The following is a 13,570-nucleotide window of genomic DNA, read 5'->3' as shown; positions in this document are numbered from 1 at the left end:
GGCCCACCCCGGCCCGCCGGACGTCCCCGTACCGGGTGACATCCGGTGTCCACTTCCAGACGGACCCCCGGCCCCCGGCACCGAGCCGGGACGGACCCCGAACCTCGCCCCACGGCCGGACGCCAACACCCGCCGGTGACCACCACGATGGAACCAGTCCGGACGACGGCGGCAACACAACCGAACGCCCCGGACACCCCACCCATCCGTCACGGCCGCGAGGTTTGCCATGCCCACGCCCGGTGCGTTCCTGATCGCCGACCCGGTCCACGTCGACTCACCGGCGTACGTCGCCGACACGGCGAGCCGGTTCCCGCTGGCCGACCAGACCCCGCCCGACGGCTGGCGCATCGCCGAACACGGCGGCTGGGTCATGTGGCACCCGCCGCACGCGCAGCTGCCGCAGCAGGGCTGGAAGGTACACGTGTCAGTGCGCCTCGACGACGCCGCCGACGTCCTCGACCTGGTACGCGATCACTGCGTCCGCCACCGGGTCGCCTTCAAGTTCCAGCGCAGCCGCCGCCTCGCCCTGGTCAACAACGAGAAATACGCCCACCGCGCCGGCAGCGGCAAACTCGCCGCCCTCTACCCGGCCGACGACACCGCCCTGCGCCGCATCCTCGACGACCTCGGCGCCCGCCTCGCCGGCTACCGCGGCCCCTACGTCCTCAGTGACCTGCGCTGGCACGACGGACCCCTCTACCTGCGCTACGGCGGATTCGCCGAACTGTGGTGCGTCGACGGCGACCAACCCGTCCCAGCCGTCGCACGCCCCGACGGAACCCTCGTCCCCGACCGCCGCGAACCCGTCTTCACAGTGCCCGACTGGGCCCCCGTACCCGACTTCGTCGCCGAACACATCGCCGCCGTCGACGCGCAGACCGACGACGAACCGCCGTACCGCATCGAGGAGGCCCTGCACCACTCCAACGCCGGCGGCGTCTACCGCGCCACCGACCTGCGCGACGGCCGCACCGTCGTCCTGCGCGAAGCCCGCCCGCTCGCCGGCCTCGACGGTGCCGGAACCGACGCGCTCACCCGCCTGCGCCGCGAAGAAGACATGCTGCGGCGCCTCGCCGGCCTCGACTGCGTCCCCCGACTGCTCGACCGCATCACCTGGTGGGAACACCAGTTCCTGGTCGAAGAACACATCGAGGGCGACACCCTCCAGCACCACCTCGCCATGCGGCACCCGCTGATCCACCCCGACCCCACCGAGAAGGACCTCACCGACTACACCACCTGGGCGCTCGACGTCATCGACCAGGTCGAGGCAGCCCTGGCCCAGATACACGCCAGGGGAGTGGTCTTCGGCGACCTGCACACCGCCAACGTCATGATCCGCCCCGACGGCCGCGTCGTGCTCGTCGACTTCGAACAGGCATACCTGCTCGACGAGGACTTCACCCCGTCACTCGGCGACCCCGGCTTCGCCACACCCCGCATCCGCCGCGGCCCAGCCGTCGACAGATACGCCCTCGCCTGCCTGCGCCTCGCCGTCTTCGTACCACTGACCCCACTCGCGGCCCTGTGCGACGACAAGTTCGACGACCTCCTCACCATCGCCCGGCGCTTCCCCCTGCCGCCCGGCTACCTCGACCGCATCCGCGACGACCTGCACACCGCACTCAACCCACCCACGCCCACGCCCGGCCGCCGCGTCACCCGCTACCCCTGGCCCGCCGACCCGCGCCAACTCATCGCCTCACTGGCCGCCGGCATCCGCGCCACCGCCACACCACACCGCACCGACCGGCTCTTCCCCGGCGACCCCGGTCAGTTCCCGCACGGCGGCGCCACCCTCGCGCACGGCGCCGCCGGCGTCATCTGGGCACTCGTCAACACCGGCGTCGACTACCCCGAACGCGACGAACACCTCGACTGGCTCACCCGCGCCGCCCGCCGCCTGCCCGCCGCCCACCTCGGCCTCTACGACGGCCTGGCCGGCATCGCCGCGCTACTGGACCGGACCGGACGCCACGACGACGCCGGAGAACTGCTCGACCGATGTCGCACCGGCCTCCACGACCGCTACGGCCCCAGCCTGCACAGCGGCCTCGCCGGCATCGGACTCGCCCTGCTCCGCCCCGGCAGACCCGCCCCCGACGACGCCCTGCACATCGGCGACCGACTCGCCCGCACCCTCACCGGCGACACGACACAACCCGTACCCGAACCCGCACGCCCCGGCCTGCTCCACGGCTGGTCCGGCCCCGCGATCTTCCTCACCCGCCTCCACGAAGCCACCGGCGACCCCGCCTGGCTACGCGCCGCCCGCACCGCCCTGCGCCGCGACCTGCAGCACACCGTCCGCGACGACAACGGCAACCTCCACGTACGCGACGGCGCACGGCGACTGTTCTACCTCGACGAAGGCAGCGCCGGCATCGCCGTCGCCGCGCACACACTGCTGCGCCACGGCGAACGCCCCTGGCTGCGCGACATCGTCACCACCGTCCAACGCACCATCGACGTCGAGTTCGTTCTGCTGCCCGGCCTCTTCCACGGCCGCGCCGGACTACTCGCCACCGCCGCCCTGCTCACCGACGACCCGCCGCGCACCACCCCGCACGGACCCGTCGGCCTCGTCCGCCACGGCGCGCCCCGCCACACCCCGGCGCACCTGAACCGGCTCGCCTGGCACGCCTACGCCCTCGACGGCCGGCTCGCGTTCCCCGGCGACACCCTGCTGCGCATCTCCACCGACCTCGCCGCCGGCGGCGCCGGAATCCTCTCCGCGATCCACGCCGCGCTGCACCGCACCACCGTGACCCTGCCGTTCCTCGACGCGCCCACCCACGTCGCACCCACCGGCCACCTCCTCGCCGCGAGCTGAACCCAGCCGGCGCCCACAAACCCCGTCGGAACCACCGACGGCCAACCCCACCACACCCGAGAAGGAGGTGAACCCCCATGACGAAGCTCCTCAACCTGCAGGCCATGGCCACGCAGAACGGCACCCGCCACGCGGTCCCGCCGCAGTCCAGCAGCATCAGCATCGCCTGCTGCAACGGCTGAGACGGCAGTGGCGAACGGGCCACCGGCCCCGGCCACACCTGATCCGCCTGGCGACCCGGGCGGGCGGCCACCGCCCGCCCGGGTCCGTCGTCAACCCGCCCGGTGGAAGCCCGACCTCCCGCCCGCCACCACGCCCACGGAGCCCCCATGCCACCCACCGGCCTGCGACACAACCGCGACTTCCTCCTCATCACCGTCGCCCGCACCGCGTCGAAACTCGGCACCCAGGTCACCGCCGTCGCCACACCACTGCTCGTCCTGCTGACCACCGGCTCCGCCACCGACGCCGGCCTCGTCGCCTTCGCCGAAGGAATCGCCCTGGTCCTCGTACTCCTGCCCGCCGGCCTGCTCGCCGACCGCCGCGACCGGCGCATCCTCATGCTCTGCTGCGACGGCGGCGCGCTGCTCGCCGTCACCGGCGTCTTCGTGCTCGCCCTCGTCGGCGACGCGCCCGTCCTGCTCATCGCCGTCCTCGCCGCCGCCACCGCCGGTCTCGGCGCCGCGCTGCAACCCGCCGCCGCGGCCGCCACCCGCGCCGTCGTCCCGGCCCGCGACCTGCGTACGGCCACCGTGTTCAACGAAACCCGCAACGGCGTCGTCCACCTCGCCGGCCCACCGCTCGGCGGCTTCCTGTTCGGCCTCGCCCCGGCGCTGCCGTTCCTCGTCGACGCGATCTCCTACGCCGTCTCCCTGGTCGCCGTGGCCCTGCTGCGCGGCCCGCTCGGCCGGTCCCTGACCACGCCGGGGGAGTCCCTGCCCCGGCAGGCCGTCGCCGGGGTCCGGTTCCTGTGGCGGCAACCGTCGCTGCGGTTCACGCTGCTCTGCGGCGCCGTCCTGAACTTCGCGTTCGCCGGCGTCCTGCTGGCGATCATCGTGGTGCCCGTCCGCAACGGTGCCTCCGGACTGTCCGCCGGAACCGTCGTGGCATGCGTCGGGCTCGGCGCCGTCATCGGGTCACTCGTCGCGTCCTGGCTGACCGCCCGGGTACCCACCCGCTGGCTGATCCTCGCCGTCGTCTGGGCCTGCGCCGTGCTGACCGCCGCGATGGCCACCACCGACAACGGACTGATCCTGGGCGCGCTGGCCGGCGCCTGCGTCCTGGTCGTACCGGCCGCCAACATCAGCATGCTGACCCTCCAGACCCTGCTCACCCCCGGCGACCTGCAGGGGAGAGCGAACGCCGCGACCAGCTTCATCGCGCTGATCGTGGCGCCGTTCGGCCCGGCGCTGTCCGGCCTGCTGATCGACCGCGTACCCGCGCCGATGGTGTTCGGCAGCTTCGCAGCCGTCATGCTGGCGCTCGCCGTGGGCGCTGCCGTCGCACCCGCTGTACGCGCCATGCCCGACCTGCGCGCCGTCGAGGACGTCCCGGAGGCGGGGGAGGCCGAGCGCCGCGACCCGCAGCCGGTCTGAGCTGATCTCCGTTCCCGCAGGCAGGGGAGAGGTAGTGGCCTTTCCGGGGACGTTCGGATGATCACGAGAGCGCTTCGCCCGTGCCACCATGTAGGGCCCCGCCCAGGACAGGCCACAAGGGACGAGGTGCCGGCATGGAGCTGCGTAAGAGCCGACAGACGCTGTGGAAGGGCCTCACGGTCTTCGGAGTCGGCGTTTTCCCGCTGCTGTACCTGACATCCCCGTCGACCGTACGGTGGATCCTTCTCGGCCTGTGGCTGCTGTCGGCCGCCGCGTTCGTCGCCTACCAGCTCAGGCCGTTCCGGTTCCGCATCGGAGCCGACGGACTGGACCTGCGGGTCGCCGGACTCAACCGGCTCGTGGCGTGGGCCGAGATCGAAGCCGTCGTCCTCGACCAGCCGCTACCGACCGCCGGCCGGAAGCAGAAAGCCGCGTCGGTGCTGCTGGTGCCGGCCACCGCCGCGACCATCGATCGTCGGCTCACCGGCCGCAGCCCCGTCGACGGCCGGCCGGCCCTGGTGCTGCTCGACCTCGATCAGGTGCAGCAGCCGCCCGGTGAGGTGGCGGCCGCCCTGGCCCGTTTCGGGAGAAGCCGCTTCGCCGACGTCCGGCAGCTAGCCCCGGAGCGGCCGGAGGCGCCGGGCGCGCCGGACATGGACGGCCTGAGCTTGTTGTCCGACCTGATGCCGCGAGTGCAGAAGGCGCTCGACTCCGGCGACGCGTCGCAGCGTCAGGCCCTCAAGGCAGAGGTGGACGCGGCACTCGCGAAGCTGCCCGAGGCGCCGGCCGGTCGTGACCAGCCACGGTTGGACGGCGTGCTGAAGGCGATGTCGGAGGCCCTGGCCGCGGAGGACGAAGACGCGAAGCCCTCCTGAGCGGCTCTGGTTGTGGTGATTCGATAATGTACATTATGTCAAATTGAGCTCGAGAGGGGTGTCCCCAAGCGCCCGCTCGGGGCGGCTGACCGCCGAACGCGGGCCCTCCCGGTGCTGGCGTTCAACCGATCACTCCGTCGCACCCCCCGAACGGCGGCACCAACTTCACTCCCGCGGACCGACGCCTGCCGCACTGCGGTTACCGACCACCGCGCGGTCCGGCTCGTTGGTCCGCACCCAGGCGCAATGCCGCCCGGGCTTCACCGCAGGCGCCAATCGCCCGGCAGCCCACCGCCGACACCGGACCTCCGGCGTCGCCCCCTCACCCCATCCACCACCCGGCGATCATGAGGTTGGCGGCGAATCCTGTCCACTTTGTCGCCGCCAACCTCATGATCGCCGGAGCAGAGTGGGTGCCGGCCCTTCCGCCCTCTCTCTCCCGGTGCATCCCGAGCGCCGACGGGCGTCGCTGTCGCCAGTTCGCCGATGTTGCTGCATCGGAGCGCTCGGGATGCAGCAACATCGGCGAGGTGGAGTCGATCATTGGCTGATCGGACGGCGCTCCCCCTGGAATGACCCCTGTCGGGAACGCGAGAATCATGCATAATATCCCTTATGCATGACAAACCGGACGAAACGGTAGGTGCTCTGATCGAGGAGTTCCTGACCGCCCGGGCCACCCGTAAGCCCTCCCCCCACACCCTGGCCGCGTACCGGCGGGATCTGACCACAGTGGCCGCGCTGGTCGACCCCGAGGATGACGCCACTCCCCTCCCCTTGGACCGGCTGGCGGTCGGTGCCCTCTCCCCCAAGGTGATGCGCGCGGCGTTCGCGCGGTTCGCCGCTCCCCGCGCCGCCGCGTCGGTCCATCGTGCCTGGTCGACGTGGAACAGCTTCTTCACGTTCCTGGTGGCGGAGGGCGTCGTACCGGGAAATCCGATGCCGGCGGTGGGGCGGCCCCGGACGCCGCTCCCCCGGCCCAAGCCGCTGCGGGGCGAGGACACCCCGGAGGAGCTGCTGGCGGCGGTGGCGCGCGCGGAGGGCCGGCAGCGCGATCCGTGGCCGGAGCGCGACCTGGCGGTGCTGGCGCTGGCGTTGTGCGCGGGGTTGCGGCTGTCGGAGCTGCTGGCGCTGCGGGTGTCGTCGGTGGCAGGGCGCGACGGCGAGCGGCGGGTGGACGTGGCGGGTAAGGGTGGGCGGCCGCGTACGGTGCCGATCGAGGACGCCGTGGACCGGGTGCTGGCGGGTTATCTCGACAGTCGGCGGCACCGGTTCGGGTCGCGCAGTGTGCGGCCGGACTCGCCGTTTCTGGTGGACCGGCAGGGTGAGGCGTTGCGGCGGGGCGGGCTGCAGTACCTGGTGGAGTCGTGTTACCGGCGCGCGGGCATCGGTGACCGGGTGCCGCGGGGCGCGCGGTTGCACGCGTTGCGGCACACGTTCGCGACGCGGTTGGCGGAGGACGGGGCGAGCGCGGCGGAGATCATGCGGTTGCTGGGGCATGCGTCGTTGGCGTCGTCGCAGACGTACATCGAGGTGACTGCTGGTCAGCAGCGGGCGGCGGTGGCGGCGAACCGCACCAATCGGGCGTTGTCGGGGTTGATGCCGCCGCGATGACGGGCGCGCGGCGGTCCGACCTGCTGGCAGGATCGGCGGGATGCGGGTTGGTGTGGCGCGGGCGGTTGCGGTCGGGTGGGTGCGGGAGCGGATGCGCGTCGACCCGTCGGTCGAGGGGGCGTTGTTCAGCGGGTCGACTGTGGGCTTGCCGGACGACGCGGTGCTGCCTGCGTGGTCGGACGTGGACGTGCTGCTGGTGAGCCGGGATTCCGGCGCGAAGGTGGGCAAGTTCGTGCACCGGGGTGTGCTGCTGGAGGTCAGCACGATCACGTGGGAGGAGCTGGGCGGCCCAGAGGATGTGCTGGGGTCGTGGGTGTTCGCGCCGATGTTGCGTACCGATGGGGTGATCGCGGATCCGTCGGGCCGGCTGGGCGCGCTGCGGGAGCGAGTGGCGGCGGGGTTCGCGGATCCGGTGTGGGTGCGGGCGCGGTGTGCCGGTGTGCGGCGGCGGATCGAGAACGGGTTGCGGGCGGTCGGCGGCTCGGGGTCGCCGGCGGAGCAGGTGCTGGCGTGGGTGTTCCCGACGTCGTTGCTGGCGGTGTGGCCGGCGGTGGCAGGGCTGGTGGATCCGACGGTGCGGCGGCGGTACGTGCGGGCGGAGCGGGTGTTGTCGCGGTTCGGGTTCGCCGATCGGTATCCGGAGCTGCTGGACACGCTTGACGGCGGCGGGGTGGGGTTGGACGCGGCGCGGGTGCGGGAGCATCTGGCCGGGTTGGCGGTGGTGTTCGACGAGGTGGCGCGGCTGCCGCGGGAGGGGTTCGCGTTCGGGGCGGATCTGGGCACGGCGGGTCGGCCGGTGGTGTTCGACGGTGCGGCTGAGCTGATCGCGGCGGGCCGGCATCGGGAGGCGATGTTCTGGGTGCTGGTGACGTACGCGCGGTGTCATGTGGTTCTGGGTGCGGTGGCGCCGGAGCGGGAGCGGGCGTTCGGGGCGGTGCTGGCGGATCTGGGTGTGGCGTCGGCGGCGGATCGGCGGCGGCGGGCGGACGGGCTGCTGGCGGCGTTGCCGCGCTGGCAGGCGGTGGTGGATGCGGTGGCGGCGGAAGCTGTGGCAGGCTGAGGGGGAACGCGACTGGCGGCACGGGGATGGGTGAACCATCGGGGAGCTCGTCGTGGGGGTCGACCGCCTGGGCCCTCGCGGGCGAGGTGTCGTATGTCTTCTGCACGGTTGTTGCCGGGTGCCCCGGTGGCGGAGCAGGTGTTGTCGGAGGTCGCCGCGTCGGTGGCCGAGTTGCGTGCGGCGGGGGTGACGCCGGCGCTGGCGACGGTGCTGGTCGGTGACGACGACGCGAGCGCGGGTTACATCCGGATCAAGCAACGGCAGGCGGCGGAGCTGGGTTTCGTGTCGCCGCACGTGCATCTTGCGGCGTCGGCGTCGCAGGCGGATCTGCACGCGGTGCTGGCGGATTTCAACGCGGACAAGACGGTGCACGGGGTGCTGGTGCAGTACCCGATTCCGGGTCACCTGGACTACGACCGGGCGTTGGCGGAGCTGGACCCGGACAAGGACGTGGACGGGATGCATCCGGTGAACATGGGCCGGCTGGCGTTGGGGTTGCCGGGTCCGTTGCCGTGTACGCCGGCGGGGATCGAGGCGTTGCTGGCGTTCCACGGTGTGCCGGTGGCGGGCCGGGAGGTGGTGATCCTGGGCCGGGGTGCGACGTTGGGGCGGCCGTTGGCGATGTTGCTGGCGCAGAAGCGGCCGACGGCGAACGCGGCGGTGACTGTGGTGCACACGGGGGTGGCGGACTGGCCTCGGTACACGCGGCGGGCGGAGATCCTGGTGGCGGCGGCGGGGGTGCCGGGGATCGTGCGGCCGGAGCATGTGCGTCCGGGCGCGGTGGTGGTCGGTGGCGGTGTGCGGTACGAGGGGCGGCGGTTACTGCCGGACGTGGACGAGTCGTGTGCCGAGGTGGCGGGGGCGATCACGCCGCGTGTGGGCGGGGTGGGTCCGACGACTGTGGCGATGTTGTTCCGTAACGCGGTGGAGGCGGCGCGGCGGCAGAGCGGGCTGGGTTGAGCGTCAGCCGAGGTCGACGACGAGGGGCCGGTGGTCGGAGATGGTGGCCAGCGGGGTGTGCACGGCGGTGACGGGTGGGAGCCGGTCGAGCGCGTGCCGGTCGGCGAGGATGTGGTCGAGTTGGACGCGGGGTTGCCCGGCCGGGTAGGTGGGGCGCCGGGCCAGGGGTCGCCAGCGGGTGAGCGCGGCGGCGGGTCCGGCGGGCAGGTTGAGGTCGCCGAGCAGGATCCGGGGCGCGGGCAGGGTCCGCAGGGCGCGCACGACGCGGCGTAGCTGCCAGACGTTCCAGCCGGGGACGAAGGACAGGTGGGTGGCGGCGACGGTGAGGGGGCCGTGGGGGGTGTCGAGGACGGCGGCGAGCACGACGCGGGGTTCGTCGCGGAGCAGGATGAGGCCGCCGCCGGGGCCGGGCGCGTAGATGGGTGAGCGGACGGGGGCGGCGCGCAGCCGGGTGACCTGCCAGGAGCGGACGGGATATCGGCTGATCAGGCCGATGCCGTAGAGGGGTTCGCCGTGGCCGTCGTCGTCGTGGGTGAGGGGGCGGAACTGTTCGCCGGGGGTGCCGACGACGGCGGCGGCGAAGCGGTGGTGGTCGGCGTGCAGGGCGCGGGCGGCCAGGGCGGTGAGGTCGAGTTTGCCGCTGCGGCTCTGGTCGCGGTCGACTTCCTGCAGGGCGAGGACGTCGGCGTCGAGTGCGGTGACGGCGGCGGTGAGCCGGTCGGGGTCGACGAGTCCGTCGGTGAGTGATCGGCCGTGCAGCAGGTTGAAGGTGGCCAGGCGCACCTGGACACCCTACGTCGTCGTGGCAGTCTTGCCGGGTGCTGAGACTGCTGTGCTGTTCGATGCTGGTGTTCGTGGCGGTGGCGTCGGTGGGGATGTGGTTGCGGCGTCGCCGAGGCCGGTGAGGCTGGCCACAGGTGGCGTTGTCGCTGGTGGCGGGGTGGGCAGAATGCGGCGGTGGATGCCCTGTCGTTGACGACGTTGCTGAGCGCTGCCCTTGTCGCGGGGTGGGTGGACGCGGTGGTGGGTGGCGGTGGCCTGTTGTTGTTGCCGGCGTTGCTGGTGGCGGCGCCGGGTGTGCCGGTGGCGACGGCGTTGGGCACGAACAAGCTGGCGGCGATCTTCGGTACGTCGACGGCGGCGGTGACGTATGCGCGGCGGACGAAGCTGGACTGGGGTGTCGCGGGGCCGGCGGCCGGGTTGGCGGTGTTGACGGCGGGGTTGGGCGCGGCGTTGGCGGGTGCGGTGCCGGGTAGCGCGTACCGGCCGGTGGTGCTCGTGGTGCTGGTGGCGGTGGCGGTGTTCGTGCTGGCGCGGCCGTCGCTGGGTGTGGTGTCGTCGTCGCGGCGGACGCCGAGGCGGGTGGTGGTGGCGGTGGCGGTGGCCGGGTTGGGCATCGCCTTGTACGACGGGTTGATCGGGCCGGGGACGGGGACGTTCCTGGTGTTGGCGTTCACGGCGATTCTGGGTTCGGATTTCGTGCACGCGTCGGCGATGGCGAAGGTCGTGAACGCGGGCACGAATCTGGGTGCGCTGGTGGTGTTCGGGTTGACCGGGCACGTGTGGTGGGCGTTGGGTGCGGCGATGGCGGTGTGCAACGTGGTGGGGGCGGCGGTGGGCGCGCGGATGGCGTTGCGGCGGGGTGCCGGGTTCGTGCGGGTGGTGCTGCTGGTGGTGGTGCTGGCGTTGGTGGTCCGGTTGGGTTACGACCAGTGGGTGGCGGGCTGATCGCGGTGGCGGTGCGGGCGGAGCACGATCGGGCGGTGCTGGCGGGTCTGCTGGGCCGGGATCCGGTGTTGCACGCGTACCAGTTGGGCGATCTGGACGATTTCTTCTGGCCGTACACGTCGTGGTTCCGGCGTGACGACCAGGTGGTGTTGCTGTATCACGGGGTGGCGTTGCCGACGTTGCTGGCGTTCGCGGCGCCGGATGAGGTGGCGGGGCTGGCGGGGTTGCTGGCGGAGGCGGCGCCGGTGTTGCCGGCGCGGATGTGGGCGCACCTGTCCCCCGGTCTGGAGGCGACGCTGGGCCGCTGGTTCGTGGTGTCGGAGGCGGCGGCGCATCACCGGATGGCGTTGACGGATCCGGGCCGGTTGGCGGAGGTGCCGGCGGTGGGTGAGCCGTTGGGGCCGGCGGACGCGGCGGAGCTTTCCGGTTTGTACGCGGTGGCGTATCCGGGGAACTGGTTCGACGCGCGGATGCTGGAGACGGGTCAGTACGTGGGGGTGCGGGAGCGTGGCCGGCTGGTGGCGGTGGCGGGGGTGCACGTGTTCTCGCCGCGGTGGCGGGTGGCGGCGCTGGGGAACGTGACGACGCATCCGGACGTGCGGGGTCGGGGTCTGGGCGCGGGTGTGGTGGCGGCGTTGTGCGCGCGGCTGCTCGCGTCGGTGGATCACGTGACGTTGAACGTGCGGGCGGACAACGCGGCGGCGGTGCGCCTGTACGAGCGGCTGGGGTTCTCCCGGGTGGCCGGGTTCACCGAGTGCGCGTTGACGTCAGCGGCCTCGGCTGGGTGAGTCGAACCGGCCGGCGCGGATCTCGCGCAGGGCTCGGCGGCGGGTGTCGCCGCGCAGCGTGTCGACGTAGAGGCGCCCGCGCAGGTGGTCGGTCTCGTGTTGCAGGGCGCGGGCGAGGAAGCCGCTGCCGCTGATGGTGAGCGGTTCGCCGTGCTGGTCGTAGCCGTGTGCGGTGGCGTGCATGGCGCGGGGGGTCGGGAAGTACAGGCCGGGGATGGACAGGCAGCCCTCGTCGTCGTCCTGGAGTTCGTCGGACACTTCCAGGGTGGGGTTGACCATGTGGCCGCGGTGGCCGTCGGCGTCGTAGACGAACACCTGGGCGTTGACGCCGATCTGGGGTGCGGCGACGCCGGCGCGTCCGGGTGCGCCGAGCAGCGTGTCCATCAGGTCTTCGACGAGTGCGCGTAGTTCGGCGTCGAAGCTGGTGACGGGTTCGCTGGGGGTGCGCAGCACGGGGTCGCCGATGATCCGGATCGGGCGCATAGTCATGTCCGGAAGGCTATCCGTTGCTTACCGTTCGCGGGTGTCCGGTGGGGTGTCCAGCAGGCCGGTGTCGGCGATGCGGTCGCGCAGGGGCCGGCGGCGCAGGGCGGCGAGGACCGCGTACAGCTCGTCGGCGAGCGGCACCGGCAGTTCGGTGTCGAGGTGGCGTACGGCGGTGGTGGTGGCGGCCCATTCGGCTTCGACGGCGGGCAGCAGGGCGCGGGCGCGGTCGGTGAGGGTGACGATGCGGTGGCGGGCGTCGGCGCCGGGGCGCAGGTCGACGAGGCCGGCGCGGCGCATCTGGGCGACGGTCTGGCTGGCGGCGGAGTGGGTGACGCCGACGCGGGCGGCGAGGTCGCGGATGGGCAGCGGGCCGTCGGCGACGAGCGCGCGGACGACTGGTGAGTAGCGGGGCCGGTAGTCGGTGAGGCCGAGCCGCTGGTGGACGGCGGCGACGTCGCCGTCGAGGACGTCCAGGACGTGGCGCAGCAGGGTGCCGAGGGCGTCGCGGTCGGGGGCGGTCACGTCCACTAATGTAACAGCGCTGTTGTATCTCATCCGGGGAGGCCATATGTATCCGCCGATCGAGCCGTACGCCCACGGCATGCTGGATGTCGGGGACGGGCAGCGCGTGTACTGGGAGACGTGCGGCAACCCGGACGGCCGGCCGGCGCTGGTGGTGCACGGCGGACCCGGTTCGGGCGCGGGCGCGTCGTGGCGGCGGCTGTTCGACCCGGCCGCGTACCGGATCGCGCTGTTCGACCAGCGTGGCTGTGAGCGCAGCACTCCCCCGGCGTCGGATCCGTCCACCGACCTGTCGGTGAACACCACCGGGCATCTGCTGGCCGACATGGAGGCGCTGCGCGCGCACCTGGGGATCGACAGGTGGCTGCTGTGCGGCGCGTCGTGGGGGTCGTCGCTGGCCCTGGCGTACGCGCAACGGCACCCGCAGCGGGTCACCGCGCTGGTGCTGTTCAGCGTGGTCGCCAACACCGACCGGGAGATCGAGTGGCTGACCCGCGACATGGGCCGGGTCTTCCCGCAGGAGTGGGCGCGGTTCCGCGACGGCGTGCCGGAGGCCGACCGTGACGGTGACCTGTCGGCCGCGTACGCCCGGTTGCTCAACGACCCGGACCCGGCGGTGCGGGAGCGGGCGGCGCGGGACTGGTGCGACTGGGAGGACGTGCACGTTTCCCTCGCGGGCGGGTACACGCCGAGCCCTCGGTTCGCCGATCCGGTGTTCCGGTACGGGTTCGCCCGGCTGGTGACGCACTACTTCGCCCACCGGGGTTTCCAGCCGGACGGGCAGGTGCTGGCCGACGCGGGCCGCCTCGCCGGCATTCCGGGGGTGCTGGTGCAGGGCCGGCTGGACGTCAGCGGCCCGCCGGACATCGCGTGGCAGCTGACCCGGGACTGGCCGGACGCGCGGCTGGAGATCGTGGAGTCCGGTGGGCACGGCGGCGGGCACGGCATCGGCGAGCGGGTGGTCGCCGCCCTGGACTCCTTCGCCGCCGCGCCGGGCCGCGCCGCCGGCTGAGCCGCCGCCGATCGCGGCCCCACCGGTCTGAGCGCTCCGGGCGACGCCGCCACGGAGCCCGGCCGCTGTCCGAAGCCGCCGCGGCGCGGTGCGG

Annotated in this window: 13 protein-coding genes and 1 riboswitch; of the genes, 9 read left to right on the top strand and 4 right to left on the bottom strand. The window is 72.9% G+C overall.

The annotated features are described in order from the left end of the window. Positions 1–229: 229 nt before the first annotated feature. From lanKC to ACSDG8_RS01325, 3 genes are all read left to right on the top strand, one after another. A complete protein-coding gene (gene lanKC, locus ACSDG8_RS01335; protein ID WP_439427540.1) occupies positions 230–2,836 on the top strand; it encodes a class III lanthionine synthetase LanKC in 2,607 nt (868 codons plus the stop codon). Between the two features lie 329 nt (positions 2,837–3,165). Then, the gene (locus tag ACSDG8_RS01330) at positions 3,166–4,431 is read left to right on the top strand and encodes an MFS transporter (RefSeq protein WP_439427539.1); all 1,266 of its coding nucleotides are present in this window, start codon (positions 3,166–3,168) and stop codon (positions 4,429–4,431) included. A gap of 134 nt (positions 4,432–4,565) precedes the next feature. Further along, complete coding sequence (locus ACSDG8_RS01325) at positions 4,566–5,306, top strand: hypothetical protein (protein ID WP_439427538.1); 741 nt, start codon at positions 4,566–4,568, stop codon at positions 5,304–5,306. 322 nt (positions 5,307–5,628) lie between these two features. Here the strand turns inward: ACSDG8_RS01325 and ACSDG8_RS01320 are convergent, their stop codons facing one another. Further along, positions 5,629–5,907, bottom strand: a complete 279-nt coding sequence (locus ACSDG8_RS01320) for a hypothetical protein (protein ID WP_439427537.1) — start codon at positions 5,905–5,907, stop codon at positions 5,629–5,631. Between the two features lie 14 nt (positions 5,908–5,921). Between ACSDG8_RS01320 and ACSDG8_RS01315 the strand changes: the two genes are divergently transcribed. The 3 genes from ACSDG8_RS01315 (at position 5,922) to ACSDG8_RS01305 (ending at position 8,940) form a co-directional block, all read left to right on the top strand. Beyond that, positions 5,922–6,920: a tyrosine-type recombinase/integrase gene (locus tag ACSDG8_RS01315; RefSeq protein WP_439427536.1), complete on the top strand. Its 999-nt coding sequence runs from the start codon at positions 5,922–5,924 to the stop codon at positions 6,918–6,920. Positions 6,921–6,960: 40 nt separating this feature from the next. Continuing rightward, positions 6,961–7,980, top strand: a complete 1,020-nt coding sequence (locus ACSDG8_RS01310; RefSeq protein WP_439427535.1) for a hypothetical protein — start codon at positions 6,961–6,963, stop codon at positions 7,978–7,980. Further along, a riboswitch (ZMP/ZTP riboswitch) is annotated at positions 7,979–8,060 on the top strand. Its footprint overlaps the gene before it by 2 nt. Positions 8,061–8,073: 13 nt before the next feature. Continuing rightward, complete coding sequence (locus ACSDG8_RS01305; protein ID WP_210899653.1) at positions 8,074–8,940, top strand: bifunctional 5,10-methylenetetrahydrofolate dehydrogenase/5,10-methenyltetrahydrofolate cyclohydrolase; 867 nt, start codon at positions 8,074–8,076, stop codon at positions 8,938–8,940. Between the two features lie 3 nt (positions 8,941–8,943). Here ACSDG8_RS01305 and ACSDG8_RS01300 read toward each other — a convergent pair whose 3' ends face one another. Further along, positions 8,944–9,723 carry an endonuclease/exonuclease/phosphatase family protein gene (locus ACSDG8_RS01300; RefSeq protein WP_210899651.1) on the bottom strand — a complete coding sequence of 260 codons (780 nt, stop codon included), beginning with the start codon at positions 9,721–9,723 and terminating at the stop codon, positions 8,944–8,946. A 228-nt stretch (positions 9,724–9,951) separates the two neighbouring features. Here ACSDG8_RS01300 and ACSDG8_RS01295 point away from each other — a divergent pair, with 228 nt between their 5' ends. Continuing rightward, positions 9,952–10,668, top strand: a complete 717-nt coding sequence (locus ACSDG8_RS01295) for a sulfite exporter TauE/SafE family protein (RefSeq protein WP_439428021.1) — start codon at positions 9,952–9,954, stop codon at positions 10,666–10,668. After that, on the top strand, positions 10,653–11,456 hold the full coding sequence (locus tag ACSDG8_RS01290) for a GNAT family N-acetyltransferase (protein ID WP_210899646.1): 804 nt from the start codon (positions 10,653–10,655) through the stop codon (positions 11,454–11,456). The genes ACSDG8_RS01295 and ACSDG8_RS01290 overlap by 16 nt, the downstream gene beginning before the upstream one ends. Here ACSDG8_RS01290 and def read toward each other — a convergent pair. Together def and ACSDG8_RS01280 are read right to left on the bottom strand one after the other, a co-directional pair. Then, positions 11,436–11,945: a peptide deformylase gene (gene def, locus ACSDG8_RS01285; RefSeq protein WP_210899640.1), complete on the bottom strand. Its 510-nt coding sequence runs from the start codon at positions 11,943–11,945 to the stop codon at positions 11,436–11,438. The genes ACSDG8_RS01290 and def overlap by 21 nt on opposite strands. A gap of 21 nt (positions 11,946–11,966) precedes the next feature. Further along, positions 11,967–12,464 (bottom strand): MarR family winged helix-turn-helix transcriptional regulator, encoded by a 498-nt coding sequence (locus tag ACSDG8_RS01280; RefSeq protein ID WP_210899636.1) that lies wholly within the window; start codon positions 12,462–12,464, stop codon positions 11,967–11,969. 46 nt (positions 12,465–12,510) lie between these two features. Between ACSDG8_RS01280 and pip the strand changes: the two genes are divergently transcribed. Then, positions 12,511–13,476, top strand: coding sequence for a prolyl aminopeptidase (pip, locus tag ACSDG8_RS01275; RefSeq protein ID WP_439427534.1), 966 nt, complete (start codon positions 12,511–12,513; stop codon positions 13,474–13,476). The last annotated feature ends 94 nt before the right edge of the window (positions 13,477–13,570 follow it).

The organism is Micromonospora sp. LA-10 (assembly GCF_051853095.1).
Classification (GTDB): domain Bacteria; phylum Actinomycetota; class Actinomycetes; order Mycobacteriales; family Micromonosporaceae; genus Micromonospora; species Micromonospora echinospora_A.
This window is presented reverse-complemented; position numbering and strand designations above follow the sequence as displayed.